At 43.9% G+C, this 26,213-nt stretch carries 24 protein-coding genes; 11 read left to right on the top strand and 13 right to left on the bottom strand.

The window, feature by feature from the left end; all coding sequences use genetic code 11:
• Both VMW01_02840 and VMW01_02845 read right to left on the bottom strand, forming a co-directional pair.
• Window positions 1–329 (bottom strand): ferritin family protein (locus tag VMW01_02840; protein ID HUW05175.1); only part of this gene is annotated, 329 nt, incomplete at its 3' end.
• Between the two features lie 213 nt (window positions 330–542).
• Window positions 543–1,829: a mechanosensitive ion channel domain-containing protein gene (locus VMW01_02845; GenBank protein ID HUW05176.1), complete on the bottom strand. Its 1,287-nt coding sequence runs from the start codon at window positions 1,827–1,829 to the stop codon at window positions 543–545.
• A 177-nt stretch (window positions 1,830–2,006) separates the two neighbouring features.
• Here VMW01_02845 and VMW01_02850 point away from each other — a divergent pair, with 177 nt between their 5' ends.
• The 3 genes from VMW01_02850 to VMW01_02860 all read left to right on the top strand — a co-directional run bounded on the left by VMW01_02850 (window position 2,007) and on the right by VMW01_02860 (window position 4,538).
• The gene (locus VMW01_02850) at window positions 2,007–3,290 is read left to right on the top strand and encodes a M64 family metallopeptidase (GenBank protein ID HUW05177.1); all 1,284 of its coding nucleotides are present in this window, start codon (window positions 2,007–2,009) and stop codon (window positions 3,288–3,290) included.
• A 286-nt stretch (window positions 3,291–3,576) separates the two neighbouring features.
• A complete protein-coding gene (gene mnmD, locus VMW01_02855) occupies window positions 3,577–4,248 on the top strand; it encodes a tRNA (5-methylaminomethyl-2-thiouridine)(34)-methyltransferase MnmD (protein HUW05178.1) in 672 nt (223 codons plus the stop codon).
• The gene (locus VMW01_02860) at window positions 4,245–4,538 is read left to right on the top strand and encodes a nitrous oxide-stimulated promoter family protein (protein HUW05179.1); all 294 of its coding nucleotides are present in this window, start codon (window positions 4,245–4,247) and stop codon (window positions 4,536–4,538) included. Before mnmD ends, VMW01_02860 begins: the two co-directional genes overlap by 4 nt.
• 128 nt (window positions 4,539–4,666) lie before the next feature.
• Here the strand turns inward: VMW01_02860 and VMW01_02865 are convergent, their stop codons facing one another.
• Window positions 4,667–6,715, bottom strand: a complete 2,049-nt coding sequence (locus tag VMW01_02865) for a M13 family metallopeptidase (GenBank protein HUW05180.1) — start codon at window positions 6,713–6,715, stop codon at window positions 4,667–4,669.
• Window positions 6,716–7,065: 350 nt separating this feature from the next.
• On the opposite strand from VMW01_02865, the gene VMW01_02870 reads away from it, so the two are divergent.
• From VMW01_02870 to VMW01_02880, 3 genes are all read left to right on the top strand, one after another.
• Window positions 7,066–7,857 (top strand): FKBP-type peptidyl-prolyl cis-trans isomerase, encoded by a 792-nt coding sequence (locus VMW01_02870; GenBank protein ID HUW05181.1) that lies wholly within the window; start codon window positions 7,066–7,068, stop codon window positions 7,855–7,857.
• 203 nt (window positions 7,858–8,060) lie between these two features.
• Window positions 8,061–8,498 carry a peptidylprolyl isomerase gene (locus VMW01_02875; GenBank protein ID HUW05182.1) on the top strand — a complete coding sequence of 146 codons (438 nt, stop codon included), beginning with the start codon at window positions 8,061–8,063 and terminating at the stop codon, window positions 8,496–8,498.
• A gap of 2 nt (window positions 8,499–8,500) precedes the next feature.
• Window positions 8,501–8,896, top strand: a complete 396-nt coding sequence (locus VMW01_02880) for a DUF3127 domain-containing protein (GenBank protein HUW05183.1) — start codon at window positions 8,501–8,503, stop codon at window positions 8,894–8,896.
• A 92-nt stretch (window positions 8,897–8,988) separates the two neighbouring features.
• Here the strand turns inward: VMW01_02880 and rlmB are convergent, their stop codons facing one another.
• The 3 genes from rlmB to VMW01_02895 form a co-directional block, all read right to left on the bottom strand.
• A complete protein-coding gene (gene rlmB / locus VMW01_02885; protein ID HUW05184.1) occupies window positions 8,989–9,801 on the bottom strand; it encodes a 23S rRNA (guanosine(2251)-2'-O)-methyltransferase RlmB in 813 nt (270 codons plus the stop codon).
• 33 nt (window positions 9,802–9,834) lie between these two features.
• Window positions 9,835–11,139: a GWxTD domain-containing protein gene (locus VMW01_02890; protein HUW05185.1), complete on the bottom strand. Its 1,305-nt coding sequence runs from the start codon at window positions 11,137–11,139 to the stop codon at window positions 9,835–9,837.
• A gap of 73 nt (window positions 11,140–11,212) precedes the next feature.
• Window positions 11,213–13,174, bottom strand: a complete 1,962-nt coding sequence (locus VMW01_02895) for an ABC-F family ATP-binding cassette domain-containing protein (protein HUW05186.1) — start codon at window positions 13,172–13,174, stop codon at window positions 11,213–11,215.
• 193 nt (window positions 13,175–13,367) lie between these two features.
• On the opposite strand from VMW01_02895, the gene VMW01_02900 reads away from it, so the two are divergent.
• Together VMW01_02900 and VMW01_02905 are read left to right on the top strand one after the other, a co-directional pair.
• On the top strand, window positions 13,368–13,796 hold the full coding sequence (locus VMW01_02900; GenBank protein HUW05187.1) for a DUF2231 domain-containing protein: 429 nt from the start codon (window positions 13,368–13,370) through the stop codon (window positions 13,794–13,796).
• A 34-nt stretch (window positions 13,797–13,830) separates the two neighbouring features.
• A complete protein-coding gene (locus VMW01_02905) occupies window positions 13,831–14,457 on the top strand; it encodes a ferritin family protein (protein HUW05188.1) in 627 nt (208 codons plus the stop codon).
• Between the two features lie 78 nt (window positions 14,458–14,535).
• Here the strand turns inward: VMW01_02905 and VMW01_02910 are convergent, their stop codons facing one another.
• The 6 genes from VMW01_02910 to VMW01_02935 form a co-directional block, all read right to left on the bottom strand.
• On the bottom strand, window positions 14,536–16,659 hold the full coding sequence (locus tag VMW01_02910) for a TonB-dependent receptor (GenBank protein ID HUW05189.1): 2,124 nt from the start codon (window positions 16,657–16,659) through the stop codon (window positions 14,536–14,538).
• A gap of 128 nt (window positions 16,660–16,787) precedes the next feature.
• Window positions 16,788–17,117, bottom strand: a complete 330-nt coding sequence (locus tag VMW01_02915; GenBank protein ID HUW05190.1) for a hypothetical protein — start codon at window positions 17,115–17,117, stop codon at window positions 16,788–16,790.
• 76 nt (window positions 17,118–17,193) lie between these two features.
• On the bottom strand, window positions 17,194–18,513 hold the full coding sequence (locus VMW01_02920; GenBank protein HUW05191.1) for a tetratricopeptide repeat protein: 1,320 nt from the start codon (window positions 18,511–18,513) through the stop codon (window positions 17,194–17,196).
• Window positions 18,514–18,542: 29 nt separating this feature from the next.
• A complete protein-coding gene (locus tag VMW01_02925) occupies window positions 18,543–19,886 on the bottom strand; it encodes a M56 family metallopeptidase (protein HUW05192.1) in 1,344 nt (447 codons plus the stop codon).
• Window positions 19,886–20,275, bottom strand: coding sequence for a BlaI/MecI/CopY family transcriptional regulator (locus VMW01_02930; GenBank protein ID HUW05193.1), 390 nt, complete (start codon window positions 20,273–20,275; stop codon window positions 19,886–19,888). The genes VMW01_02925 and VMW01_02930 overlap by 1 nt, the downstream gene beginning before the upstream one ends.
• Window positions 20,276–20,427: 152 nt before the next feature.
• Window positions 20,428–21,414 carry a metal-dependent hydrolase gene (locus tag VMW01_02935; protein HUW05194.1) on the bottom strand — a complete coding sequence of 329 codons (987 nt, stop codon included), beginning with the start codon at window positions 21,412–21,414 and terminating at the stop codon, window positions 20,428–20,430.
• Between the two features lie 124 nt (window positions 21,415–21,538).
• On the opposite strand from VMW01_02935, the gene rlmD reads away from it, so the two are divergent.
• The gene (gene rlmD / locus VMW01_02940; protein HUW05195.1) at window positions 21,539–22,945 is read left to right on the top strand and encodes a 23S rRNA (uracil(1939)-C(5))-methyltransferase RlmD; all 1,407 of its coding nucleotides are present in this window, start codon (window positions 21,539–21,541) and stop codon (window positions 22,943–22,945) included.
• Window positions 22,946–22,952: 7 nt separating this feature from the next.
• Window positions 22,953–23,612 (top strand): CPBP family glutamic-type intramembrane protease, encoded by a 660-nt coding sequence (locus tag VMW01_02945; GenBank protein ID HUW05196.1) that lies wholly within the window; start codon window positions 22,953–22,955, stop codon window positions 23,610–23,612.
• Between the two features lie 77 nt (window positions 23,613–23,689).
• On the opposite strand, the gene VMW01_02950 is transcribed toward VMW01_02945, so the two are convergent.
• Complete coding sequence (locus VMW01_02950) at window positions 23,690–24,175, bottom strand: thioredoxin family protein (GenBank protein ID HUW05197.1); 486 nt, start codon at window positions 24,173–24,175, stop codon at window positions 23,690–23,692.
• Window positions 24,176–24,382: 207 nt separating this feature from the next.
• Here VMW01_02950 and VMW01_02955 point away from each other — a divergent pair, with 207 nt between their 5' ends.
• Window positions 24,383–25,765 carry a C1 family peptidase gene (locus VMW01_02955; GenBank protein HUW05198.1) on the top strand — a complete coding sequence of 461 codons (1,383 nt, stop codon included), beginning with the start codon at window positions 24,383–24,385 and terminating at the stop codon, window positions 25,763–25,765.
• Window positions 25,766–26,213: the final 448 nt, after the last annotated feature.

The raw sequence follows: 26,213 nt of genomic DNA on the forward strand, positions 1-26,213 counted from the left end.
TCCCTCTTCAACTGGAGAGAGTTGCTTCCCATGGTCTCCTCCATCTTAATGAGGTTATTGAGAATGAAATCGAAGCCGATAATCTTACCAACGCCCACCTGAAGTTTTGTTTGATAGGATGGTTTGGGCAGCGTTGCGCTAGGCTCCAACTCTTTCAGCATGGTGAGAACACGACCAATGTGGATTTTCTCAATCTCCGACATTTGCCGGTAGATATCGGCAAGCGAAGAATCGTCGGTATGTTCGCTTAGCTTCCTGTATAAAAAGGAGGCATCAACTTCGGCCTGAAGCTGATCTAATAGCTCTTTTTTGGTTAGTGGGTTAGCCATCAACGTATTTATTTTAGTAAGGCAGCCCAAAAATACAAATAAAATTAGGAGATTAGTGGTTTAGGTATTTCGGATGTTAGGGTCCGTGGTGGCAGGGTATGTTGCTTCCACAGCCCTACTCCTCCAATTCAACCATTGCAGGATCTAAGCCTGACGTCTACTTCGACTAACTTCCGCTTAACTACCAACCAATTTCTGTCCAACTTTCGTATTCTATCTATTCACCAAACTCTTAAAATCGTCACCGGTGGGATTTTGGAACATCTTTAGCTCAAACTCGGGGATTACGGCTAACATGTGGTCGAAGATATCGCCCAAGATAGATTCGTAGAATACCCAACGCTTCTCCTTCAAGAAACCATAAATCTCCATGGGTATCCCCTTCTCGTTGGGCTCAAGTAAGCGAACCATAAGGGTGGTCTCCGTATTTACATTAGGATTGCTCATCAGGTATAGTTCCAAATACTTACGAAACACACCCAAGTTGGTAAGCCTACGCCCATTTACAAGGATGGTATCTTCAATATTGTTTTGGTCGTTGTAGGACTTTAACTCCTTCTCCTTCTCTTCAATATAATTACGAAGAATCTGAATCTTCTTCAGCTTCTCGAGTTGCGGTTGAGAGCAGAACTTAACGCTGGAAACATTGATAAGCACTGCACGTTTAAATCGACGACCATCGGACTGCTCCATGCCGCGCCAGTTAGTAAACGATTCGCTCACCAGCGCATATGTTGGAATGGTAGTAATGGTGCGATCCCAGTTCTGAACCTTAACGGTTGCAAGAGTTATATCCATCACCGTTCCATCTGCCTTACGCGAAGGCATTTCGATCCAATCACCAATCTTCACCATATTGTTGGCCGAAAGTTGAATGGAGGCCACAAACCCCAGAATGGTATCCTTAAATATGAGCATAAGCACAGCAGCCGATGCACCCAAACCAACCACAATATTTCCAGGATCCTTTCCAATAATGAGCGCAATAATTACAATGCCACCAAAGAAGTAGGCCACAATTTTGGCAATCTGTAGGTAACCCTTAATTGGGCGTTCTAAGGAAACGGGTAGGGTTAGGTATACATCGTTAGCCGCGTCGAGGAAGGCACCCAGCGACAAAAGCCCAATCAATATCATGAATGCTTTCGTAATTGTCTGTATAGCTGTTACATATACAGGAGCAATATCCTCAAGGGCAACAGGAATAAGCAGATAAACAACAATGGCTGGAACAAGGTGAGCCAGCTTATGAAAAACCTTACGATCAATCAAGAAATCGTCCCATTGTGTCTTACTCTTACGAGCAAAGCGAACAAGCGCAGAAACAATAATCTTCCGGGTGATGAAATCGCTGATAAAGGCCACCAACGCAATTGCCAAAAGGGCAATCATTATCTTCATTAAAAGGCCGAGCGTATCACCCAACGAGTAGCTGGCAATCCAATTCTCCAACTTTCCCATTAGGTAGTAATGGCTTGATTTTTCAAGGATTTCGTGCATATACATCATCTTTGTTTTTGACAGAAACAAATTTAGGCATAACTTTCTGAGGTTGCAAATCACTACAACCTAGGCTGGATAGTGGATTAATACATTGTTCCAATTAAACCAATGCCTCAAAAATCGATCTTTATACGTGGCTGTTTGCACGAATCGAAAACTTCAAAACACTAGACTATGAAAAATATTGTAATTGTTCTTCTGACCCTAATCTCCTCTACCCTATTGGGACAGGAGGCGAGTTATTCCAGCTACTTTGAACCCAACGGTGCTCTTCGGTTCGACTTCTTCCTTGCCGGCAATGCTCAAAGCCAAACGGCTTACTTCGATGCCATCTACTCCGAAAAAGTGTGGGGAGGAAATCCCGACAAAACCATTGAGCCTTACAGCTATGGCGAATATGCCTTTAGGGTATATGACAAAGCAACCAACCAGTTGATTTTTGACAAGGGTTTTTCATCTCTCTTTCAGGAGTGGAGAACTACAGATGAAGCGAAAAAGGTTGGACGAGCATTTTCACAAAGTATTCGAATTCCCGTTCCAAAAAATCCTGTAAAGGTTGAGATTTGTGAACGAAAAAAAGCAGATGGAAAGCTATACCCAATGTTTACAATGGATGTAGACCCTCACTCCAAGTTTATTAACCACGAAAAGAAACAGCTCAACCCTGTTGAGGAGATCGTCAAAAGTGGTGATTCCGAACATAAGGTTGACCTTGTAATTGTAGCCGAAGCATATCAGCAACAGGAGATGGGTACCTTTGTGAACGATGCCAAGCGGTTGGTTGACACACTATTTGCATACGAGCCATACAAATCGAGCAGGGATAAGTTTAACGTTTGGTTGGTGGAATCGCCTTCGGTGGATTCAGGCCCCGATAATCCTGGCGCGAATATTTGGAACTCTACAGTTGCTTCTTCCACCTTTTACACCTTCGACGAGGAACGCTACCTAACCACATTCGACTATAAAGCGTTAGCCGACCTTACCACCGATATTCCCTGCGATGCGCTCTACGTGCTGGTTAACTCCAGTAAGTATGGTGGTGGCGGAATATACGGATACTACGCCCTTAGCAGCGCGCACAACGCCCTATCACCCAAGGTATTTATCCACGAATTTGGGCACAGCTTCGCGGGTCTAGGCGACGAATACTTCGACTCCTCAACTCCCTACGAGGACTTCTACAACCTTAAGGTTGAACCTTGGGAACCAAACCTCACCACGCTGGTAAACTTCGACTCCAAGTGGAAAAATATGGTGGAACCGGATGTTCCCATCCCTACCCCTCCTACCGCTGAATATAAAAACAAGATTGGAGTATTTGAGGGAGGTGGTTACATGGCTAAGGGCATCTACCGCCCGATGTTTGACTGCCGCATGAGAACCAACACGGCGAAAGGTTTTTGCCCAGTTTGCCAGCGAGCAATCAAGAAAGTTATTGACTTCTACGCACAGTAAATAGTGCAGCAAATAAAAAGGGTGTCTTGATTTCTCAGGACACCCTTTTTTAAACCTAAACTACTACTAGCTATTAACACTCCCGTTGATACGGTGGTTTAGTTAGGTAGTTTCATCCAAACACGTGTTCTTTAACACATAATCAGCAATTTGATGCTGCCCTATTTTTGGCTTATTGAAAAAATATCTCACTGACTTGCCACATACTAAACAGCGCAATAATGCCATATCAGTACCGAAAAACTATTTCGTATTTTTGCACTTTAACATTTATTCAGTTGCGCCATTGAACCCTAATATAGCAGTTACAGAAGATGGTTCTACTACCTTCTTTTCCAAACAATTCAACCAGCACTACCACTCGCAGCACGGGGCCATACAGGAATCGATGCATGTATTTATCGATGCTGGATTTCGGCAGCTGCGGAATCGTAGTTCCCTACAGATTTTTGAAATGGGGTTTGGCACCGGCCTCAACGCGCTGCTCACGCTCACTGAGGCGGAACGCTCACGAATTACAGTAAACTACGAAGCCGTTGAACTATTTCCACTCAAACCTGAGGATGCACTCCAAGCCAACTTCCCCACCAAACTTGGAGGTTGGCAAAAGGAGTTCGAGTCGATGCACCTTTGCCAATGGAATACGAGACAGGAAATTTCGGACAGATTTTCGCTGCTAAAGCACGAAGTCGATTTAATTACAGCAAAGCTGCCTAGCGGCATAGACCTGGTCTACTTTGATGCCTTCGACCCTGAAGCACAACCTTCGCTCTGGACAATCGCCATTTTTCGGAAATTATTCGAGGCCATGAGCATTAGTGGCATACTGGTAACCTACTCTTCCAAGGGAATCGTAAAAAAAGCGTTGCGTGAAGCGGGATTTAAGGTAGAACGTTTGCCCGGCCCTCCTGGAAAAAGGCACATGGTAAGGGCCACAAAATGTAATTATGCCGAATGAGTAAAATAGAACGAGAGAAAAGAACCGTTGGTCTAATGATCGGCATCTACTGCAGAGGAAAACACGGAACCAAAACGCTATGCCCCCAATGTAATGACCTGTTGCACTATGCACAAGCGCGCTTAGACCACTGCCCCCATGGCGAGAGCAAGCCGTCCTGCGCCAAGTGCACCATCCACTGCTACAGCAAAAGCTACCGAGAACAGATAAGGCAGGTTATGCGATACTCCGGACCACGTATATTTTGGGCCTATCCATGGCAGTGGCTAAAGCATCTATTCATCCAATAGGACTCCCCACAGCAAGCGCATAGCCATTAGGTTTGCAATACTTAATATTAACTACATACATAAAAAGCATACCCTATTCCCTTGGAGAATAGGGTATGCTTTAATAATTTGAGCTTGCTACAAATCCGTTACCAAATTTTCACCCGTAAGCTGTCTGGGCGCCACATAGCTTGACCTTCCTTAACATTAAATGCTTTATAAAAAGCTGGCATGTTCGATAATGGGCCCAATACTCTGTACTTTGCAGGTGAATGGACATCGGAAAGCACTTGGTTTGCAATAGCTTCCGGACGGTCGTTAATCATCCAGGCCATGGCATACGCTAAAAAGAATCGCTTATCAGGCGTTAACCCCGCAATGATTTCATTATTTTTATATTGACTCGTCTTCTTAAATGCTTCATACCCCATGACAATGCCACCTAGGTCAGCAATGTTCTCGCCCTGCGTCATATCGCCATTAATATGCAGGTTGTCGACTGGAACATATCCATTAAACTGCTCAACAATCATCTTTGTTTTCTTCAAAAACCGAGCCCTATCTTCCGAAGTCCACCAATTATTAAGGTTTCCATACTCATCATACTTACACCCCTGATCATCAAATCCATGAGTAATCTCGTGCCCAAATGTTGAGCCTCCTATAATGGCATAAAGAATGGCATCATCGGCTAACTTATGCTCAAATCCGGGAACCAAAATATTACATCCAGGAACTACAATCTCGTTGTTTGATGGATTATAATAAGCATTGTACCATTGAGGCTCCATATCCCATTCGGTGCGATCAACTGGCTTTCCATATTTAGCAAACATAAAATTAGACTGCCACAGATTTGCATGCATTACATTCTTAACGTAGGAAGTGCGATCGATTTCCATATTGCTTAGATCCTTCCAATGATCGGGATACCCAACTTTCATAATCACAGCATCCAATTTTTTTAATGCTTTTACTTTGGTAGCCTCGCTCATCCAATCCAGGTTTTTGATTCGATCAGCATATACAACCTTAATGGCATTCCCAATTTCGAGCAGTTTTTCCTTAGTGCCTTTAGGTAGATATTCAGCCACATACACCTGCCCAATGAGTTCACCCAATTGCTTGTCGGTTTCTCCAACAACCCTTTTCCAACGAGGCTTCGGCTCTTCAATTCCCCTCAGTGTAGTTAAATAAAAGCGGAATGACTTCATATAGGTTGAATCATCAAGAAAATCAGATAACCCGTTAACGAATTGAAACTTAAGGTAGTTTTTCCAATCCTTCAGCGAATAACTTTTTAAGTAGGTATTCACTGCATCTAAAAATTCTGGCTGACCTACAACAACAGAATCAACCATATTCAACCCTACACTCTTGAACAGCAGTGCCCAATTTATATTTGCTGTTTGCTTCGACAGCTGCCCTAGGGAGAGTTTGTGGTAGTTTTTAAATGGGTCTCGTGTATCCTCACGCTTACGCGATGCCGTTGCCAATGCTGTTTCAAGATTTAATAAGCCATCAGCAGCAATTGAAGCATCCCTTTCATCATAGCCCATTGTAGTATAGAGCGATTTGCTGTATTCCAAGAACCGTTTCCGAACCATTTTTGCGCGATCAGTTTGATCCAAATAGTAGCTACGATCGGGCAAGCTAAGCCCCCCCTGAGCAATGTAAATTGCGTATTTACTACTTATTCGGTCATCCTGCGCAACATAAAATCCAAAAAGAGGGGAGCTAGAAACCTGATGAATATAAGCTACTTCTTTGATTAAGTCGTTAAGATTTGAGATGGAATCAATCCGGCTTAGTTCATTCATTAAGGGCTTAATTCCTTGCCGATTCAGGGATAAGCTATCCATTCCAGAGAAGTAAAAATCACCAATCTTCTGTTTGTTGCTCCCTTTTGCATAATCTTTGGAAACCGAAGACTGACAAATAGACAAAATTTGTGAATTGATGGTATCCCTAATCAACTGCCACAGTCCGTTTCCTTGCTCGCTACTTGGAATGGGATGATCCTTAAACCATTTTCCGTTTGCATACATAAAGAAATCATCTCCAGGATTAACCGTGGAATCGATGTGGGATAATAATGGATCTGCTTCAGGGCTGGGCTTGTTACCATTTTGCATTGTGCATGAAACAGAAAAAGCCATCATGGCCATGATTATAAGAAATATACCGTACTTTTTCACACTAAGTTATTTAAGGGTTACACATACTATGGATTATTCTATTCATAAAAAGCCAAATATCGTCTTTCCCGCTGTAACCATCCTTTTAGAAAGATATTTTTAATCAAGCGAATTAACTCAAAATCAAAAATAAAGCTCCGCGCAGGAAGCGCTCGTGAGTATCATAATTCCACCAATTAATGCTAAAATTCGCCCCAAATAAGAGGAAGAACTAAACCCAACAGAGATTAGAGTGTTAAATAATGTTATGGTTTATTGATCTGACACAATATTTTCGGTGAACAAACACTCGTTATTGAATTTATCTATAACTTTGCTCCTTAAACAGACTAATTAACACATACTTTACAATGAAAAAAATTGCATTCATTCTATTAGCAGCGGGTTCAGTAGCAATGACCAGCTGTGGACAAAAGTCAAAGTCCTCGGCAAAATTAAAGACCGATGTTGACTCACTCAGCTATGCCATTGGAATCAGCGTTGGCTCAAGTTTTGCCCAGAACGACATCAAAGAAATTAACGTTGATGAACTTTCTGCTGCCATTTCCGATATAATGAGTAAAGATAGCTTACGGCCAATGATGGACCAGCGGGTTGCTCAAACGGTGATTCAAACATACCTCATGAAGCAGTTCGACATTAAGCATGCTAAGGATATTGAGGCTGGTGAAGATTTCATGAAGCAAAATGCTTCAAAGCCTGGTATCGATACCATGCATGTTACCTACATGGACGAAATGCCCGGTGGTAAAGGCACTCTGAAAACTGCCGTAATGCAGTACCAAGTTATCAAGCAGGGTAATGGACCAAAACCAATTGCAACCGACGTTGTTAAGGTTAACTACATTGGAACCCTTATTGATGGAACCAAGTTTGATTCCTCTTACGACAGAAAAGAGCCAGCCCAATTCCGCCTTAACGGTGTAATTAAAGGATGGACTGCCGGTCTCGAAAGGATGAATGTTGGTTCAACATACAAATTCTATATCCCTGCTGAACTTGCCTATGGTCGATTTGGACGTAACCCAATTATTCCACCCTACGCAACACTTGTTTTTGAAGTTGAGTTGCTAAGCATCGACAATCCTGCAGCTCCTGCACCAGCTGCTCCAACAGGCAAACCAATGAAAATGAAGAAATAGTTTATTTCCGAATAAATAGTTAAGTTTTCTGGCGCCACTCCAATTTTTGGAGTGGCGTTCTCTTTTGCGCAACAACCTGCTACCAACGCTGTTTTTTGAATGAGCTATTCCAAATAGAAGGTAGGGTTGATTTTGTATTTCGTGGCATTTTTCGTTACTTCGTAATCCTTTTGTAAGTAAATAATCAAGCAAAAACTAAGTATATGAAAACGGCTGAAATCCATACCGAAAAGGGTGTTATGAAGGTGAAGTTCTTCGAGGAAGATGCACCTAACACCGTGGAGAATTTTGTTAAGTTGTCGAAATCAGGATTCTACGACGGCCTAATATTCCATCGCGTAATTCCTGATTTTATGGTACAGGCCGGCTGCCCCCACGGCACCGGAACAGGTGGCCCCGGCTACACCATTAAGTGTGAACTCAACGGTAACAACCAATATCATGATAGAGGCGTTCTGTCAATGGCACACGCTGGTCGCGATACTGGTGGTTCGCAGTTTTTTATCTGCCACAACAGGGAAAACACACAGCACCTCGATCGCCAACATACCGTGTTCGGAAAGGTTTATGAAGGTCTTGAGGTTCTCGACCAAATTCGTAAGGGCGACGAGATTATCAAAATTGAAATAAAGGAGGAGTAACAATGGCCTTAGAAATACAGGGAAAGCTCGTGCAGATGCTCGAGAAGCAGGTTGGAACTGGTCGTAATGGCACTTGGGAAAAGCAGGAATTTATTCTGGAGACCACGGAGCAATATCCCAAAAAGATTTGCATTTCGGCTTGGGGTGACAAAATTAAGGATATTGACTCAGCCAAGCCCGGCGATATGCTCAAGGTCAGCTTCAACCTGGAGTCGAGGGAGTTCAATGGCCGCTGGTACACCGACATTCGTGCTTGGCGAATCTCCCGCGAGGGTGCAGGTGCAGGTGCTGGAGCAGCTGCTTCATCTTCAACTGGTGCTCCAATGTCAGCCCCACCTTCTTTCGATGAAATGCCTCCCATTGGCGGCGAAGAGGAGATAAACGACCTCCCATTCTAGCATACACAAGAAACCCCGATTAGCATCGGGGTTCTTTTTTGCCTTTCAGCAAGTAATTCTATTTTCGCAATCACTTATTATCAACAGCAAAATTAGGCTTGGCCCACGGTTCGTTGCCTTACAGCCTCAAACAGCATAACCGAAGCAGCGGCTGAAACGTTCAGTGACTCAATCTTGCCCATTAGTGGGATTTGAACAATGTAACTGGCCATGCGCAAAATTTCAGCCGACACACCGGTATCTTCTGCTCCCATCACTATTACAGTTGGGATTTTAAAGTCGATATCGTATAGCGTGGACGATGATTTTTCGTTGGCTGCAACAATTTGAAAGCCGCTCTGTTTCAGAAATAGGGATGCATACTTCAACAGCTTTACCCGACAAACCGGAATAATGTTGAGCGCACCCGCTGATGTTTTTAGCGCATCGGCATTGATTTGGGCCGAACCTTGGGTAGGAATTATGATTGCATCGGCTCCGGCGCACTCAGCGCTTCGTGCAATGGCACCGAAATTACGCACATCGGTAATTTGGTCCAGCATAACAACAAGCGGAACCTTGCCAGCCTCAAAGAGAGCTGGTATTAAATCCTCCATCTGCGCAAACTCAATGGGTGACATATAGGCAATTACCCCCTGATGATTTTTGGTGGTGACCCGGTTGAGCTTTTCAATGGGTACCAACGACATGGGTATGTTATTGCTCTTTACCAAATCAACTACCTCCTGGGAAAGTTCTCCAATCAGCCCCTTCTTTATCAACACCTTCTCCACGGTTCTCCCTGCATTAATGGCTTCAATCACCGGACGAATGCCAAAAATTAGCTCCCCACGCTCCCGTTCCTTGAGCTCATTTCCATACTCTTTTCGATAGTTATTCACGCTATGTAAGTTGTTTCGGTTCATAAAATTTAAAATAGTGGGCAAAGATAGCGAATCTTACTGATCTGGTGCATCTTCGTCCTCATCGTCAAAAATAAAAGGTTTGCCGCGGCTCCACCCTTGCTGTATTTGCGACCACTTAAGGTTGCTGGAACGTCGGTAATCGAGCACAAAATCGTTGGGGCTAGCCCCTCCTTGACGGCATACAAAGTGGAATCGCGTGAGCTTTTGCCCTTTGCCCGTGCCATACACCCAAACTTCGTTTTTGCCATACCGAAAAATCCGATTTGGTAGGCCATACATCATAAACACCATTCCACGGTCACTTTTCCACCCCTCCATGTAGGAGGAAAAGAAGTAGTTTGCCAAGAAGAGCCGGTTGTAGTAAATGCGTATAAGCTCACGGGCCGATTCGTGGTCACCAGCCCTTGCAAGCCATAGGCTATCGAGGAGCAACTTCTTGTTAGCGCTTAGCAGCAACGAATCGTTAATGTTCGGTTGTATATAAACCATTGGTGCTAGGAGATCCTCGTTTGTAACAATCTTTGGAAAGCCCAAATTAAAACTTCCCAGCACTACGCCCTTGCCGGGAATAGAATCAGCACAAACAAGATAAACCCCACTGTAAGGAAGAGTCAAACCTCTTCCGGCAATTTTCCACTTCCACACGCTATCGGCGGCAGGTGGATAGTCTACCCGAAATGCAACCACAGGTGGCTTGGCAACAGGTAAATTTTTATAGTAGAAAACGTAAGCACTATCCAACTCTCTGAGTGGGTGGTTCACCCGCACCGATTGTCCCGGCTTTAATGAGATTCCGAAGAAGGGAGAACCATCGTCTAGTGTAGTTCTGTACCACTGCCCCGTATTGTGGTTAAGCTTGTCCACCATCGAAAGTGAAATGGTGGTACGCTCCCGAAGAACATCGGTGACCAACAGGTTGAGAATATACGCATGGCCAATCTTCGCGTGTAGCGGCAGTTTTGTTAAAATGGTCTTCTTTGCAAGACTCTGCTGGTTGAGCACCAAGGTTGCAGAGGCAGTATCCACAACTACTGAGCTATCCTTTACATCGTAGAGTTGCGCGATAATTTTGACCTTGCCCTGTAGCACCGAGTCGGGATTGGCCATATTAAACAGCACCTCCGTTGGATAAATGGCCACATTCAGCTCAGAAAGGCTATCGCTAAGGTGAAACACCTTCGACTCTGGATGAATGGAGTTGGCACCCGGATTATACATATCGGTCAGCCGAATGGATTGCTGCGCCTTACGGCTGCCAGCGCACGACACCAAAAAAGCAGCGAAAACTATGGCTAAACCAAATAATAAATGTCTCTTCAACCTCAAGCGTGTGCCCATAGCTAAAATGTCATTATAAGACTTAACATGATATTACGAGGCAAGATAATCAAAATATAGGCACTCAATATTGCTACACAATGCCCCTCTCCTTCTCCAGGTTTTCTTTCTCCGAGCTGAGCTGCTCCCACTCTACCATAAGGGCCTCTACACCCTTCTTCAGCTCCTGATAGCGTTTAAAAATATCAACATCGGTATGGTCAATGGCATGCTGCTCTGGATTAGCCATCATGGCATCGATCTTGGCTATTTCGGCCTCCTTAGCCTCAACCAGACGCTCGCATTCGGTAATTCGTGATATAACCTTTCGAATGACTTTGTCCATCTCCTTACGCTCGGCATACGAAAGCTTATTTTCAGTAACCTGTCTATCGGCCTGCTGGCTCTGTGCCAATGTTGTCTTTCGCTCCAGCTCCTTTAGCGATTCCAGCTTACGTCGCTTTAGAAAATCGTAGATACCTCCAAGATGTTCCTTCACCTTACCACCCCTAAATTCATAGAGCTTGCTTACCAATCCATCCAAAAACTCACGGTCGTGGGAAACAACAATCAGCGTTCCATCATACTTTTTCAGTGCTTCCTTCAAGATGTCCTTGGAAAGCATGTCCATGTGGTTGGTTGGCTCATCGAGGATCAAGAGGTTGTATGGCTGAAACATCAGCTTAGCCATGGCTAGCCTTGACCGCTCACCACCCGAAAGCACCTTTACCTTCTTATCGACATCCTCGCCCCTGAAGAGAAATGCACCAAGAATATCCCGAATTTTGGTTCTAATATCGCCAACAGCAATCTGGTCGATGGTATCGAACACCGTCATATTACCATCCATCAGGTCGTCCTGGTTCTGTGCAAAGTAGCCCAGTTTGACGTTGTAGCCCAACTTTGCATGGCCTACTGTGGCATCAAGGTCACCAACCGCAATGCGAGAAAGCGTGGTTTTCCCCTCTCCATTGCGACCAACAAAGGCGACCTTTTCGCCTCGCTCAATTTTAAGATTTACATCCGAGAAAATGACGTGATCGCCAAACGCCTTGGTGAGATTTTCTGCCTCCATCACAATTTGTCCAGAACGCGGCGCAGGTGGAAATTTTATGTGTAATGCAGAGTTGTCCTCCTCGTCAATTTCAATTCTATCAACCTTATCGAGCTGCTTAATTCTGCTCTGCACCTGCACCGACTTGGTGGCCTTGTATCGAAATCGCTCAATAAAATCCTCGGTGTCCTCAATCATCTTCTGCTGGTTACGGTAGGCTGAGAGCTGCTGCTCGCGACGCTCCTTCCTAAGCACCACATATTGAGAATAGGAGACCTTATAGTCATGTATTTTTCCAAGAACAATCTCTACCGTTCGGTTGGTTACATTATCGAGAAATGCTCGATCGTGCGAGATAAGAATTACGGCACCTGCATACTCCTTTAGGTAGTCCTCGAGCCACTGAATACTCTCAATATCGAGGTGATTGGTTGGCTCATCAAGCAGAATAAGGTTTGGCCTTCGCAACAGAATTTTGGCCAGCTCAATTCGCATGCGCCATCCACCGGAGAACTCAGAGGTTTGTCGCTCAAAATCGCGCCTTTCAAAACCCAAGCCCAAAAGCGTCTTTTCCACTTCTCCTTCTAAGCCGGCAGCCCCAAGAAGTGCATGATGTTCATTTAGGTCGGAGAGCTTTGCCACCAAGCGGCCATACTCCTCCGAGTCATAATCGGTTCGGTGAGACACCTCGGCACTAATACGTGCCATCTCCTTCTCCAATTCCAGCACATCGGAAAACGCCAGCGAAGCCTCCTCAGTTACTGTCTTTCCATCCTTCACCTCCATGGTTTGAGCAAGATAACCCATGGTAACCCCGGAAACACCACTCACAATGCCGGAGGTGGGCTTTTGTAGTCCATACAAAATCTTCAACAGTGTAGACTTTCCTGCACCGTTTCGTCCAACCAAACCAATCCGGTCGCGCTGATTCACCATAAAAGTGGCCCCCTTGAGGAGGTCGAACCCACCAAAGGAAACCCATATATCACTAATAGAAACCATCTTCGTCCAGCCGTTTAAGCTGCAAAAGTAGCTATTTTGAATGGGATGTTAAGGTATAATACTATTGGAGAAAATATCCACATGGTTATTCTCTTTAGGATTAATTCAATCATTCACCCAACAAATGAATTGTATTGTTTATGGTATTGATTTTTACCATAACTTTACTCCTATCTAACTTAAAATAAAGCCTATGTTTAGCGTTAGTCATTTACACCCAATGCTTGTGCACTTTCCTATTGCACTGATAATAGCTGGATTTGCACTAGAAGTATTTCACCTAATCATTAAGAAGGAACAATGTCTCAGTAGGGCAGGATTTTACCTGCTGATACTTGGTACCCTTGGTGCCATAGCAGCCTATCTTGCTGGTGAGTTTTTCACCAATGACTTAGCTGGAGCTGCCGGTGGAATACAAGAAATTCATGAACTATTTGCAAGCATAACGCTTGGAACGGTAATTTTAACCCTGCTAGTTCGCCTCTACCTAATGATTAAAAAAAAGGAGGAGACTTCACTCAGATGGGTATACTTTACCCTGTATGCACTAAGTGCAATATTTGTAGGAATTACAGGATTTTATGGAGGGACACTTGTTTTCAGTTATATGATTGGAATATAATTTTTCAACTTTACTAACCTAAAAAGTAATCAAGATGAAAAAGTTTGCAATCTTTTCTTTAGCAGCCTTCGCTGCTGGTGCTATGCTCTTGGGAAGCTGTAGTAAAACTACTCCAGTAAAAACCATCGAAAATCTAAAAGCTGGAATTACCGGTGAAACAACAGCAAGTGCTAAATATGCAGCCTTTGCTGCAAAAGCTCGTGCCGAAGGTTATGACACCATCGCCAAGATGTTTGATGCGACATCCAAGGCTGAAAGCATCCACGCTAACAACCACATGGCTGCACTAACTAAGCTAGGAGTTGAATTCACTGCAAAGGCAGATTCTTTTACTGTTATGACCACTAAGGAAAATCTGGAAGATGCCATCAAGGGTGAACAGTATGAAAACACCACCATGTATCCAGAATTCATTAAAGCAGCAATGGAGGAGAAGGTGCCTGAAGCTATAACGTCTTTCACATGGGCGTTCGATACCGAAAAGAAACATCAAGTTTTTTACCAGAATGCGCTCGACGCCCTCAACAACACAAACTCTGAAACCGGTTTGCCAGTTGCATGGGCAGTTTGTCCAAAATGCGGCAATACTTACGATGCTGCCCACGTGGACGATTTCTGTGCTTTCTGCCAAACACCAAAGGAAAAGTTCATCATGTTCTAATGTTGTAAATCTGCAACTAAAATAAAACCCCGAAGAGCAATCCTCGGGGTTTCTTTTTTAGTAACAACGGACTATCTGCTAATCAAAATCATATCTCAGGCCCACAAAAAAGGTACGGCCCGGGCTATAGGTAGAAAGGTGTGTTTTGTCGGTGTAGTCAAATAGATTATCAATTCCAACTGTGAGCGTGAGTTGTGTATAGAATGTCTGCGAAACTGCAAGGTTGGCCATAAAGTAATCGGAGAGCATTATGGGATAGCTTTGGTATGTAGCTTGGTCGAAATACTCCTGCTCCATCTTTCCCAAATACTTTACCTGTAGGTTTGCGTTGAGGCTATAATAACCCTTGGCAAAATTGTAATCAAAATTCAAACGAGCCGAATGCTTTCGAGTGCCAAACATCTGAAGACCAGTTGACTTGTCCTCCGAATAGATAAAGCTATACCCCCCAGAGACACCAAAACTGTGATTGAGCCTAAAGCTCATCAAATAATCAATTCCCCTCACCTCTACTTTTCCGTAGTTAGCATAGGTGTAATCGTTCACGCCATTGTTTACACCCACAAACTGGTCGGAAATCATATTTGTGATATTATTCCGATACGCCGATAGTGAGGTATTAAACTTTGCAACGCTGTACTCCACAGAAAAATTGAGATAGTTGGAATTTTCCGGCGTTAGGTTTGGATTACCATAAATAAAGAGCGGATAGCCACTGGGGATTCGGTATTGGATGTACAAATCTTTTAGGCCCGGTGTTCTATATCCGGTTCCAAAACCACCTCTGAATGAGAACTTGGAAATTTTATACATCAAATTAGCCTGATAGGTGGCATGATTTCCAAATGCAGAGTTATGTACAAATCGTCCACCTGCAATCAAGGATAGACTGTAGGATAGCCTTACTTCATCCTGAATAAAGGCTTCCATGTTAGAATAGCTGCGATTGGTAATGCTATCACGTGGAGAGTTCAACTTTTCAGTAACACCATCGAGACCTGCAACCACCTTTTGGAACGATCCTATGGAAGTAGAGTATTGACTTCTTGCCTCATAGTAACGATTGTCGTACTGAATACTCTGGTCATCACTTCCATTAGGCTGAGGAATTAAATTATACGTTTTATAGCGGTCACTAAGCCAGGAGGCATCCAACTTACCATCCTTCCCAAGCATCCAACCTAGCTTGCCAGAGTAGCTAAAGTCGTTGTTTCTCTGATCGTAGCTTGAGGGGCTAGAATGATCCAACTTCTTGGTATAGTATGTTGCCTTCCCTGAAATCTCAAGCCGAGGAGTTAGGTTATAAAATACATTTTGGGTGTAGCTGTGGGAATTGCTGGCCTCCAAAGTCTTCCCCGGAACATCCGGCTGAAGATCGTAACCATTGGTTGACTTGTAGTCGTAAACACCATCGATGCCGAGCCTACCCACCTTAGAACCGACATAGGCTCCAACGTTTCGATCACCATAGGCACCAAAACGGCTAAGAACGGTTGCTTCAAAAGGGGTATTGGGCTTGCGGGTAATGATGTTAAACACTCCTCCAATGGCATTGGAGCCGTAAAGCGTACTGGTGGCTCCTCTTACAAATTCAATGTGGTCAATATTCACAAGGTTTAAACGTGAATAGTCAATATCGCCCTTGGTATCACCAGCAATGCGGTTACCATCTACCAGAAAAAGGGTGTATTGCGGACTGAGCCCCTGAACCTTCAACGAAGTTCCATTATCGGCTTGTGCCACCTCTACTCCCGGTACAGCAAGTTCAATGAGAGAGGCAACGCTAGGCACAGCGGTTTGCTGAATGATTTTGGCAGGAATTACCTGCGTGATTACCGGCGTTTCCGAAAGCGCCCGCTCAGTTTTGGTGGCAGTAACCACTACATTTTGGATATCATATGCAACCGGTTTAAGCGCAATATTCAATCCAGATGCTGGAGCCATTACCTTAACCTCAGTAGTTTGATATCCACTGTAGCTGACCTGAAGGATGTAGCTGCCACTTCGCATCTTGAGTTCAAAGCTGCCATCATTTCTGGATGCCGTGCCGAGAAATGTTCCCTTTACCATCACATTGGCACCCGGCAGTGCGGCCTGAGTTTCCTCATCAATAATTAACCCTGAAACCTTTACTTCCTGTGCATGGCTACCAAGGGAAAGCAGCATAAGTAGCACAAAGAATAACTTTTCTTTTATTTTCATTTTGTATTTTCATGTATTAGCAAAACACTTATCCATGCTCGCATACACAATCTTTCTGTATACAAAGCATCAAGCTAAGACGAATGAGCCCTCGGCTCAACCCTCAGCAGGAAAAAGAAATTGTATTGCTAGCACATGGGGGGGCCACGCTTCTCTGGCGAGAGCAAAAAAGCGGTACATATCCAAAAACTTGACTCTAACGGTCTGGTTACAGAAAATGAGCAGCGCAAACACAGCAACTCCTCAACCAGTGAGGCAAATGAGCTAACATGAGCATAATGGAATGCCTTGTGTGGTGTTTCAGCTGGGGCCTGCTTTGCAACCGTTATAGTAGTTGGCTCAGTGTTGCCGTGCTTCCCCGATTCACCATTGAACATAGCCTTGCCAAACACTACCCACGAAAAGGCAATGGCAAGAATATATGGTAAGAAACTTCCTGAAACACCAACAAAAAACATCTGCTTCTATTTTGTTGCCTAAGAACACCGCAAAGGTAGGAAGGTTGTTCGAGAAAATATGCTATGCAATAGGATTTTAATTTTCACCGTGCGATTTATTATCGGATACCCTATAAACTGCGGAATCCGCCTCAAAAAAGTCCTGCTCTTTCAACCGTTTTAAATAGAATTTTGCCGTTTCATATGCATCATGCTGATTTGCATCCATTTGCGAACCAAGCAGCACCTTCTTGTCGAACTGAACCACAAATTGGCGGAAACTCTCCCTTGCCCATTTTATATGACCATGCTGATAGGCTACCATGGCCGCGTTATAAAGGTTTAAAATGTTGGATGAATCTATAGCAAAGGCCTTATTGTAGAGGTTGTAGGCCATTTCTACTTTGCCTAACTTTTCATAAATATGCGCTCTCCCCCCCACTATTTCTGCCAAGTCGAAAGGCCTCGGCGAAATTAGTGCCTCCGCTTTATCAAAATACTCAAGCCCTGTTTTTGGGTCGTAGGTAGCAGCTATGGCAGAAGCCAACGTGGTGATTACTTTAAAGTTGGTGGTGTCGAGCTTGTATGCCTTTTCCAACGGCTCTACACTTTGGTAAATAAGACCATTCCAGTTGAGTGCAAAGCCCAAGCATGAATAGGTAAAAGCGGAAGTATCACCAATGCTGAGCAGCTTGTGCATTACAGCCTCTACCTCATCGAATTTTCGAAGCAGAAGTAGGGTGTAACCCTTGTAGCGCAATACGGGCACATTTAGCGAATCGAAGTGCTCGAATGCTTCACATTCGGCTAAGGCCTCTTCTATATTGCCGTCGTTGACCTGGGCAGTTGCCAAGGAAACGGTGAGCCCTGCATCGCGAGGATTCAAGCGAAAAGCCTGTGAAAACATCTCGACGGCAAAAGGATTAAAGCCCAACCGGCTGTAGCATTCACCGAGCTGCTTGCAGAAGTAGTAATTGGAGGTATCCATAATGGACAACTGTCCATAGCGTTCCATTGCCTTACGATAATCCCTCTGTAAAAAGTATATTTTTGCCAGCTGACTGTTGGCAAAAAAATTTAGCGAATCGGTATGCACTACCTCGGTAAATACATTCTCTGCCTCCTTAACCCGTCCCAAGGAAAGCAAGCATCTTCCAACACTGTTCTCCAAGGACACATTTTTTGGGCTAAGGGTAAGAGCCCTCTGGTAATATTCCAATGCCTGCTGATCCTGCCCAAGCCCCTCATGTGCCAAGGCCATTATCTCCAGAAATTTTGGATTATGGGCCACAGAGTCACCAAGGGTCTGTCCGTTGGAAATAACCTCGGCATAGCGTCCCTGTATCAAGGCCATGCTTAACTCACCATATTCCTGAGCTGGGAGCAATTGACCCCAGCCCAGAAATACAGCAAACATAAAAATGGATTTTCGAACCATTCCAAAACCTACTTCAGCGCAAACATTATGGGGAAGGTAAAGCTTACCCTAACCTTCTTGCCTCTTTGCTCTCCAGGAATCCACTTAGGTGCACCAGTAACTACTCGTAAAGCCTCAGCATCTAGATACTTATCAACTCCTCTGACAATTTTTATATCCGACATTGAGCCATCGGCTTCCACAACAAAGGAAATATATACCTTTCCCTGAATTTGCTTATCCATCGCCTCCTTGGGATATTTCAGGTTGTCTCCAATATACTTTTGAAACCCTTCTGTTTTAGCCAAACCTTTATAGGGAAAGCTGGGCATTTTTTCCACAGTAAAAAATACTTGTTCTTTAATGCTTGAAGAATTCTGAGCGTTTTCAACCTTTGAATCCGTAGTCACTGCAGTAGAATCCGGTGCAGGTGGTGGTGGTGGCGGAGGAGGTGGTGGAGGTGCAATCATTCCTTCAGGCTGCTCCTTTGGTGCATTGTTGGAGCACGAGCTAGTGCTAAAGATGAATACCAGCAGTAGCATTGCAGGAATCACCAGCAAATACTTTAACGCCGAAATTTGGGTTGACCTCTCTTTTGTAATCATAGCTAATCGTTTTAAAGTTAAAGGTTTATTAAAGCCGGTGCTCAATGCCGGTGCAAATCCGGGCATGGAGGTTTCCAGCATTAGCCTGATGTAATCCGCAGAACCGGCGCCGTGTTCCTTGGATATACTGTCGGCTTCGAACTCATGCACCTCCCTAAGCGATTTGAGTAACAACCAGCTGAACGGATTTAACCACCATACACTACAGATAATGGAAGCCAAAAGCACATCGGCCGAATGGTGCTTTTGGACGTGAACCGTTTCGTGGTGCAAAACCGTGTTTAAATGGTTTTCGTCATATCGATTATCAGGAACATGAACAAAGTGAAAAAAGGAGAATGGCGTGTCAAAGTGGCTTCCCTTCACCACAATGAGGTCTGGAATGGTGGTCGATAGTCGCTCCTCCCGCCTCAAGCGAACCACCACCTTAGCGATTTGAAAGATTAACAGAGCAAGTAGGAAGAGGCATATCAACCAGTAGCCATAGCTGAGCATGGTAACCACTCCAACGTGGGTTTCTGAACCACTACCATAAACAGTAACCATTGGTATAGCTTGGGTAATATAACTCATGCCTCTATTTACGGTTGAATCGGCAGGGAGCAGTATATGCACAAAGGGCAACACAATTGAAAGTCCAAAGGAGAGCAGCAGGTATATTCTGCTTATGGTAAAATGTGTCTGGTTGCGAAGCCATAAAGCATACACCATCCAGAATGCGGCCATAAAGAGGCTCGATTTAATTAGGTAAATGAAGTAACCGTTCATCACTTCTGATATTTTTGCTTTTCAATTTCTGAATTCATGAGCCGTACTATTTCCTCCATCTCCTGCACCGAAAGGTTTTCTTCCTTGGCAAAGAAGGAAACCATCTGCTTAAAGGAGTTGCTGAAATACCCCTTTACAAAACCTTTCATGTGGTTTTTAGAGTAGTCCTTCTTGGAGATAGACGGAAAATACTCATGGGTTTTTCCATACGCATTATGCTCCACGAAACCCTTCTTTTCTAGTATCCGAACAATGGTAGATACCGTGTTATAGGCAGGTTTGGGTTCTGGAAATTTATCGAGAAGGTCCTTTACAAAACCCTTCTCCAGCTTCCACAAGACCTGCATCACCTCCTCTTCGGCTCGCGTTAACTCTTTATGCTCATCCATGATTAAAACTTTTGTGCAATATACAACTATGTTTTTAGTTTGTCAACTAATTAATTAGTTATTATAAAAATAAAGACACATTAGATTGATTGTGTGGCACATAGCAGCACCATATTAAAAAAAGATAAAGATGAAAGTAGCAAATGAAACATTTAAAAGGTGTGCGAGGCCCAAGCCTTGAGCGACTCCCGTGAAAATACTCGCTTGGGATAAGCTCGGCCAACAGTTATGCAACCAACAGCATTGATTACAGGAAATGAAACCACAAATTGAGTGCTACTACCTTTCAGCATCATTGGGGCAATTCTTAGGTCGGAAATCCAAAGCGTATCGCCATCTGCCTTAACGGCATACTGCCCTTGTGTGAAGCGAATGGCGCGCATTACCTCCTTGTTGCTACCATATTGTTGTAGCAGCTCCCAGCGTTTAGGAAAGTTGGTGAAATGCCACGCTCCCTGCTCGGCAATACCTCTATGAGTCAGCAGAAAGCTGCTATCGGTTTCGCCAACCACCTGCCACGCCAGTATTGAAAGCGGCAATGCCCTAACGTGTATCGACCTTACCGTAATGTCTTCCTGTGCAAATTCGCGCCGAGCCTTTGCTTTCATATTTTGTTGTAAAACTACTCCCAACGCCATATAAAACAGGGTAAAAGCCAACAGCCACTTAGCAATACTCAATCGATTTTGCATTTTGAAAAAGATCAGCCCAACAGCAAAAGCGAGCAGCGGCAACGTTATAAACAAATCAACCACACCAAGCACTCCCAACGAAACCCGGTAGCTGGAGAAGGGAAGAAACAGGGCAGTGCCGTAGGAGTTGAAGCTATCGATAAAGATGTGGGAAAACCAAGCTGCCACGCAGAGTTTTATCCAAAGCAACTTATTGGTGTCCTTGAATAACTTCCAAACGAGCAATCCTAACAACGGTGATACAACCAGCCAGAAAAGCAGGGAGTGGGTAATGCCTCTATGAAACAGCATTGCTGTTGCCGATGGAAGAAATGGCTGAACAGCTACATCGAGGTCGGGTAAAATGGCCACTACTGCACCAACCAAGGCAGCTTTTTTACCGACAACCTTCCCCCCAACTATTTCGCCTATTACAGCGCCAAGCGCCAAATGCGTTATTGTATCCATACCCCAACCGCTTGATGGTGCAATTTATGAAATTTCCAACCGCAGAATTGCTTTTGATGAATAAATCCTAGCGGAGAGGTTTGCCAAATCCTCCTATCTTTGCAGCAAAATAAAGTTTATACAGGTGAAAAGAAACAAGGAGAAGCCATTAATAGAAAACGTGCTAATTACCGATGTTGCAGCCGAAGGCAAAGCGTTGGCAAGGGTAAACGATAAAGTATTATTTGTTCCCTTTGCCGTTCCCGGTGATGTGGTGAATGTGCAAGTTACACGCAAACGGACAAGCTACATGGAGGGTTATATTACTGAATATGTAAAGCTCTCGGCGATTCGGCAGGAGCCATTTTGCGAGCACTTTGGCACCTGTGGTGGTTGCAAGTGGCAGTTTTTACCTTATACGGAACAGCTCAACTTCAAGCAAAAGCAGGTTGAAGATCAGCTTGTGAGGATTGGAAAGTTGACATTGCCTACCATCAGCCCTATTCTAGGTTCCGAAAACACCACCCACTACCGCAACAAGCTGGAATACACTTTCTCCAACCGCCGCTGGATAAAGAAGGAAGAGGCAATCAATGAAGGAGAAATAAGGGATACTAGGGCACTGGGATTTCATATTCCTGGCATGTTCGATAAAATCCTAGACATTCACACCTGCTACCTACAGCCGGAACCGTCCAACTCCATAAGGCTAGCAGCACGCGAGTGGGCCATCAACAGCGAAGCCGATTTCTACGATAACCGGAGCCACCAAGGATTGCTCCGCAACCTCATCATCAGGACCTCCGAAACTGGTGAAGTGATGGTGATTGTGGTTTTTGCTTACAACCACGAAGAGCATATACCGGGGCTGCTCAGCCATCTTGGCCAAAAGTTTCCATCGATAACCTCCTTACAATATGTGATAAACCCTAAACTAAACGACACCATCAACGACCTTGAGGTGATTGTTTTTAAAGGGAAGGACCACATGATGGAGAAGATGGAGGACCTTAATTTTAAGGTTGGTCCAAAATCGTTCTACCAAACCAACAGCAAGCAGGCCTACCAGCTATACTCCGTTGCGCGTAAGTTTGCCGCACTAACTGGTAACGAAATTGTTTACGATTTATACACTGGTACCGGTACCATTGCCAACTTTATTGCCCATAATGCAAAAAAGGTGGTGGGCATTGAGTATGTTCCTGAAGCCATTGAGGACGCTGTCGAAAACTCAAAGATAAATGGCATTACCAACACCGAATTCTTTGCCGGAGATATGAAAAACATGCTTAGGCCTGAATTTATGGAGCAGCATGGCTATCCCGACGTGGTTATTCTGGATCCTCCGCGCGCGGGAATTCATGCCGATGTTGCCGAAAATCTTCTGCATGCATTACCTCTGCGGATTGTATACGTTAGCTGCAACCCTGCAACGCAAGCTCGCGACCTGGCCCTTCTAAGCGAGAAATACAAGGTTACTGAAGTACAACCAGTGGACATGTTTCCACACACACATCACGTGGAGAATGTTGTTAAGCTAGAAAGAATTTAAGGAGAGCATGAGCCATTACCATCAACCCAATAAAATAAGGAGTTACACCTCCATTTGGCTGTGGCTAGAAATGGCGTTGATATTTGTGGGAGGCCCATTGCTTTACCTATTCAACCTGCTTCCTGGACATAAATCCATACCGCTACTTGTAATATTCGCTGGCGCATTAATCTATCTTCTTACCAGTAAAAACTTCAGTAACATAAACCTGGGCTTTAACGGGTTTAGGGAGTGGAAGGAGCTGTTCTTAAAAGCTGGTTTGGTGGCTTTGGTGCTTATGGCCCTCACCCTAATATTTGAACCGCATAACTTGTTTATTCTGCCACGGACCAAACCACTTCTTTGGGGTTTAATAATGGTATTCTACCCTATCTGGTCGGCCCTGACTCAAGAACTCATCTATCGCCCGTTCTTCTTTGCTAGATATAGAAGGATTATTGGCTCACGAAGAGCCGTTCTTCTGCTAAACGCACTTCTATTTGCCTTTTTGCATATCATCTTTCGAAATTGGGTGGCAGTAGTTGGAGCATTTGTAGCTGGACTCTTTTGGGCAAGGAACTACCAAAAGAATCAGTCCTGGTTGGCAGTGGCCCTTGAGCATGCCATTTGGGGAAATTTGCTATACACCATCGGGCTTGGCCACTACTTCTACGTACCTGACTTTTAAACCGGAGTTACTCTTACAGGTAAACAAAAAACGGGACGCTGAAATTCAGCGTCCCGTTTCCTTTAAAACTTATTTGGTTACTTCTTCTCATACGACTTTGGGTCGATAGCCGCAGGCGTCCAACCTTTCAGAAAGTCTACAATTTTTTCAACGCTATAACCCTTACCCTGCTCTAAATAGGATGAGTTTTGGGTATGAATAAGCTTTCCCTCGCTATTCAGAATAACAAACACCGGAAAACCAAAACGTTGTGGGAAATCGAGTTGCGCTAAAACAGCCTCATTTTTATTTTCTTTGCTGTAGTTAACCTTTACCACTACATAGTTCTTGGTTAAAACCTCCTTAATAGCAGGAGTAGTATCGGAAAGTGCATGAAAGCGCATGCACCAAGGGCACCAATTACCACCAACTTGAATAAAAACATTTTTCCCTTCAACCTTGGCCTGTGCTACAGCCTTCTGAATATCGGTCTTAGCATCAGCGGTTGGATTGTACACCAGATTCTGAGAAAATCCTGCTACGGTTATGGTAGCAAGAAACATCAATGCAACTATTTTTTTCATACGTCTTTTTTGTTGGTAAACTAAACGATTTTTCGAGGGTCAAATTACTGTTTTATTTAAAACCTAATTAGGACGGCGGTAGCTATTGAATAGTTTAGCTACCACGATAGGAAAAGAGGTAGATCATTTAGGGTATCAGCGAATAAAACTTTATATTGTAGCAGGTGCCCAAGTAATTCAATCAGTATTAATCCAAATAGAGCAACCATGAAAAGAGTAATTACAATTATTGCCTTGCTTCTAGCAATTCCCTTCTGGAGTATTGCACAGCAAGAAATTACCCCGGAAACCTTAGGGAAAATTAAGTTGGGCTACAATGCCAACGACCCTTCAACCAAAGCACTCACCAATGCCCTGACTAACAATGATGTAAAGAAACTTACAGTAAATCGTGAAAACGAAGGAAAAGTAGACAACTACTTTAAGTATAAGATTAAAATTAATGGCATTACCGACCAAAAAAGTTCCGGGCGCTGCTGGATGTTCACAAGCCTCAACGTTTTTCGCCCCGTTGTAATGGAGAAACTCAACATACCATCGTTTGAGTTCTCTGAAAACTACCTCTACTTCTACGATATTTTTGAAAAGGCAAACCTCTTTTTGGAGAATACAATGGCTACTGCAGCTAAGCCAATGGACGATAGACTTGTGGAATGGTATTTCAAATCACCAGTCGACGATGGTGGCGTGTGGAGCTCCTTTGTAAACCTAGTAAAAAAGTATGGTCTGGTTCCAAAAGAAGCCATGCCTGAAACCAATAGCAGCAACAATACTTCGCGCATGATCTCAGCCATCACCACTAAGCTGCGCGAAGATGGGCTCGAACTTCGTGACATGGTAAATAGTGGCAAAAAAATGGCCGACATAAGGAATAAAAAGGTAGAACAGCTTTCGGAGGTATACCGTATGCTGGCATTAAATCTTGGAGAGCCACCTACAACCTTCCAATGGCGATACAAAACCAATGGCGATACCATATCACCTTTAAAGACATACACACCTCAGGAATTTGCCAAAGCGGTGCTTCCAGAGCTTAACCTCAACGATTATGTAATGTTTATGAACGACCCATCTCGTCCATACTATAAACTCTACGAAATTGAGAATTACCGAAACGTGGAGGAAGGCATAAATTGGAAGTACATTAACCTTCCTGCCGATGAACTTAAAGCAATGGCATTGGCTTCGGTTAAAAATAATGAACCTCTTTACGGTTCTTGTGATGTTGGCAAGCAGCTCAACATGGAGGATGGCACTCTCGACCTAAACAACTACGACCTACAATCGCTTTATGGTGTTAAGTTTGGTATGGATAAAAAAGCCCGCATTATTACACACGAAAGCGGTTCATCCCACGGCATGGCCATTGTTGGGGTTGATGTGGATAGCACTGGAAAGACTACTAAATGGCAGTTTGAGAACAGCTGGGGAGCAAAGGCCGGTCAAGATGGATTCCTAGTATTCACAGACGATTGGTTTTCCAACTACCTATTTCGCCTTGTGGTAAACCAGAAGTATGTGCCGGATAATATCAAAAAGATTCTGGATCAAAAGCCAACCATGCTGCCACCTTGGGATCCAATGTTTTAGGAAATATAATACAAATAAGAAGGGAGGCCGTTGCCTCCCTTTTTTCACCTTAAACCCTATGAAAGAAAGTTTGTTTTTGTTTGCTTAGCAAAGATAAACTATGAAAAAGCTAAGACAACTTAAATAGATATAAAGACAGCTATTTTAGGCTTAATCTGAAGTAAAAAAAAGGGAGCGCTTCGCAGCGGCCCCTTTTACCCAAAACCTAAAATCTCAAAAACCTAAAACTTAACCTATGAAAAATCCTAAAAGTATTATCGTGAATATTTTCTCTTGATCACCTTACAAAGATAGCTTACCGGTCAGCTAACGCGTTTTAACCACAGCTAAGCATAGCTATATGTTATTATCGCTACAAAACAAAAAAGGGAGCGCTTCGCAGCGGCCCCTTTTACCCAAACCTAAAATCTCAAAAACCTAAAACTTAACCTATGAAAAATCCTAAAAG

The sequence above is a fragment of the Williamwhitmania sp. genome (assembly GCA_035529935.1).
Lineage (GTDB): Bacteria > Bacteroidota > Bacteroidia > Bacteroidales > Williamwhitmaniaceae > Williamwhitmania.

Excerpts from the sequence above, each read along its gene's own strand:
- VMW01_02870 (HUW05181.1), top strand. The coding sequence starts at position 7,066 with ATGAAAAAAATTGCATTCATTCTATTAGCAGCGGGTTCAGTAGCAATG.
- VMW01_02905 (HUW05188.1), top strand. The coding sequence starts at position 13,831 with ATGAAAAAGTTTGCAATCTTTTCTTTAGCAGCCTTCGCTGCTGGTGCT.
- VMW01_02910 (HUW05189.1), bottom strand. The coding sequence starts at position 16,659 with ATGAAAATAAAAGAAAAGTTATTCTTTGTGCTACTTATGCTGCTTTCC.
- VMW01_02915 (HUW05190.1), bottom strand. The coding sequence starts at position 17,117 with ATGTTTTTTGTTGGTGTTTCAGGAAGTTTCTTACCATATATTCTTGCC.
- VMW01_02935 (HUW05194.1), bottom strand. The coding sequence starts at position 21,414 with ATGGATACAATAACGCATTTGGCGCTTGGCGCTGTAATAGGCGAAATA.
- VMW01_02950 (HUW05197.1), bottom strand. The coding sequence starts at position 24,175 with ATGAAAAAAATAGTTGCATTGATGTTTCTTGCTACCATAACCGTAGCA.
- VMW01_02890 (HUW05185.1), bottom strand. The coding sequence starts at position 11,139 with ATGGGCACACGCTTGAGGTTGAAGAGACATTTATTATTTGGTTTAGCC.
- VMW01_02875 (HUW05182.1), top strand. The coding sequence starts at position 8,061 with ATGAAAACGGCTGAAATCCATACCGAAAAGGGTGTTATGAAGGTGAAG.
- VMW01_02920 (HUW05191.1), bottom strand. The coding sequence starts at position 18,513 with ATGTTTGCTGTATTTCTGGGCTGGGGTCAATTGCTCCCAGCTCAGGAA.
- rlmB (HUW05184.1), bottom strand. The coding sequence starts at position 9,801 with ATGAACCGAAACAACTTACATAGCGTGAATAACTATCGAAAAGAGTAT.
- VMW01_02850 (HUW05177.1), top strand. The coding sequence starts at position 2,007 with ATGAAAAATATTGTAATTGTTCTTCTGACCCTAATCTCCTCTACCCTA.
- VMW01_02880 (HUW05183.1), top strand. The coding sequence starts at position 8,501 with ATGGCCTTAGAAATACAGGGAAAGCTCGTGCAGATGCTCGAGAAGCAG.
- VMW01_02860 (HUW05179.1), top strand. The coding sequence starts at position 4,245 with ATGAGTAAAATAGAACGAGAGAAAAGAACCGTTGGTCTAATGATCGGC.
- VMW01_02955 (HUW05198.1), top strand. The coding sequence starts at position 24,383 with ATGAAAAGAGTAATTACAATTATTGCCTTGCTTCTAGCAATTCCCTTC.
- VMW01_02930 (HUW05193.1), bottom strand. The coding sequence starts at position 20,275 with ATGGATGAGCATAAAGAGTTAACGCGAGCCGAAGAGGAGGTGATGCAG.
- VMW01_02845 (HUW05176.1), bottom strand. The coding sequence starts at position 1,829 with ATGCACGAAATCCTTGAAAAATCAAGCCATTACTACCTAATGGGAAAG.
- VMW01_02895 (HUW05186.1), bottom strand. The coding sequence starts at position 13,174 with ATGGTTTCTATTAGTGATATATGGGTTTCCTTTGGTGGGTTCGACCTC.
- VMW01_02900 (HUW05187.1), top strand. The coding sequence starts at position 13,368 with ATGTTTAGCGTTAGTCATTTACACCCAATGCTTGTGCACTTTCCTATT.
- VMW01_02925 (HUW05192.1), bottom strand. The coding sequence starts at position 19,886 with ATGAACGGTTACTTCATTTACCTAATTAAATCGAGCCTCTTTATGGCC.
- VMW01_02945 (HUW05196.1), top strand. The coding sequence starts at position 22,953 with ATGAGCCATTACCATCAACCCAATAAAATAAGGAGTTACACCTCCATT.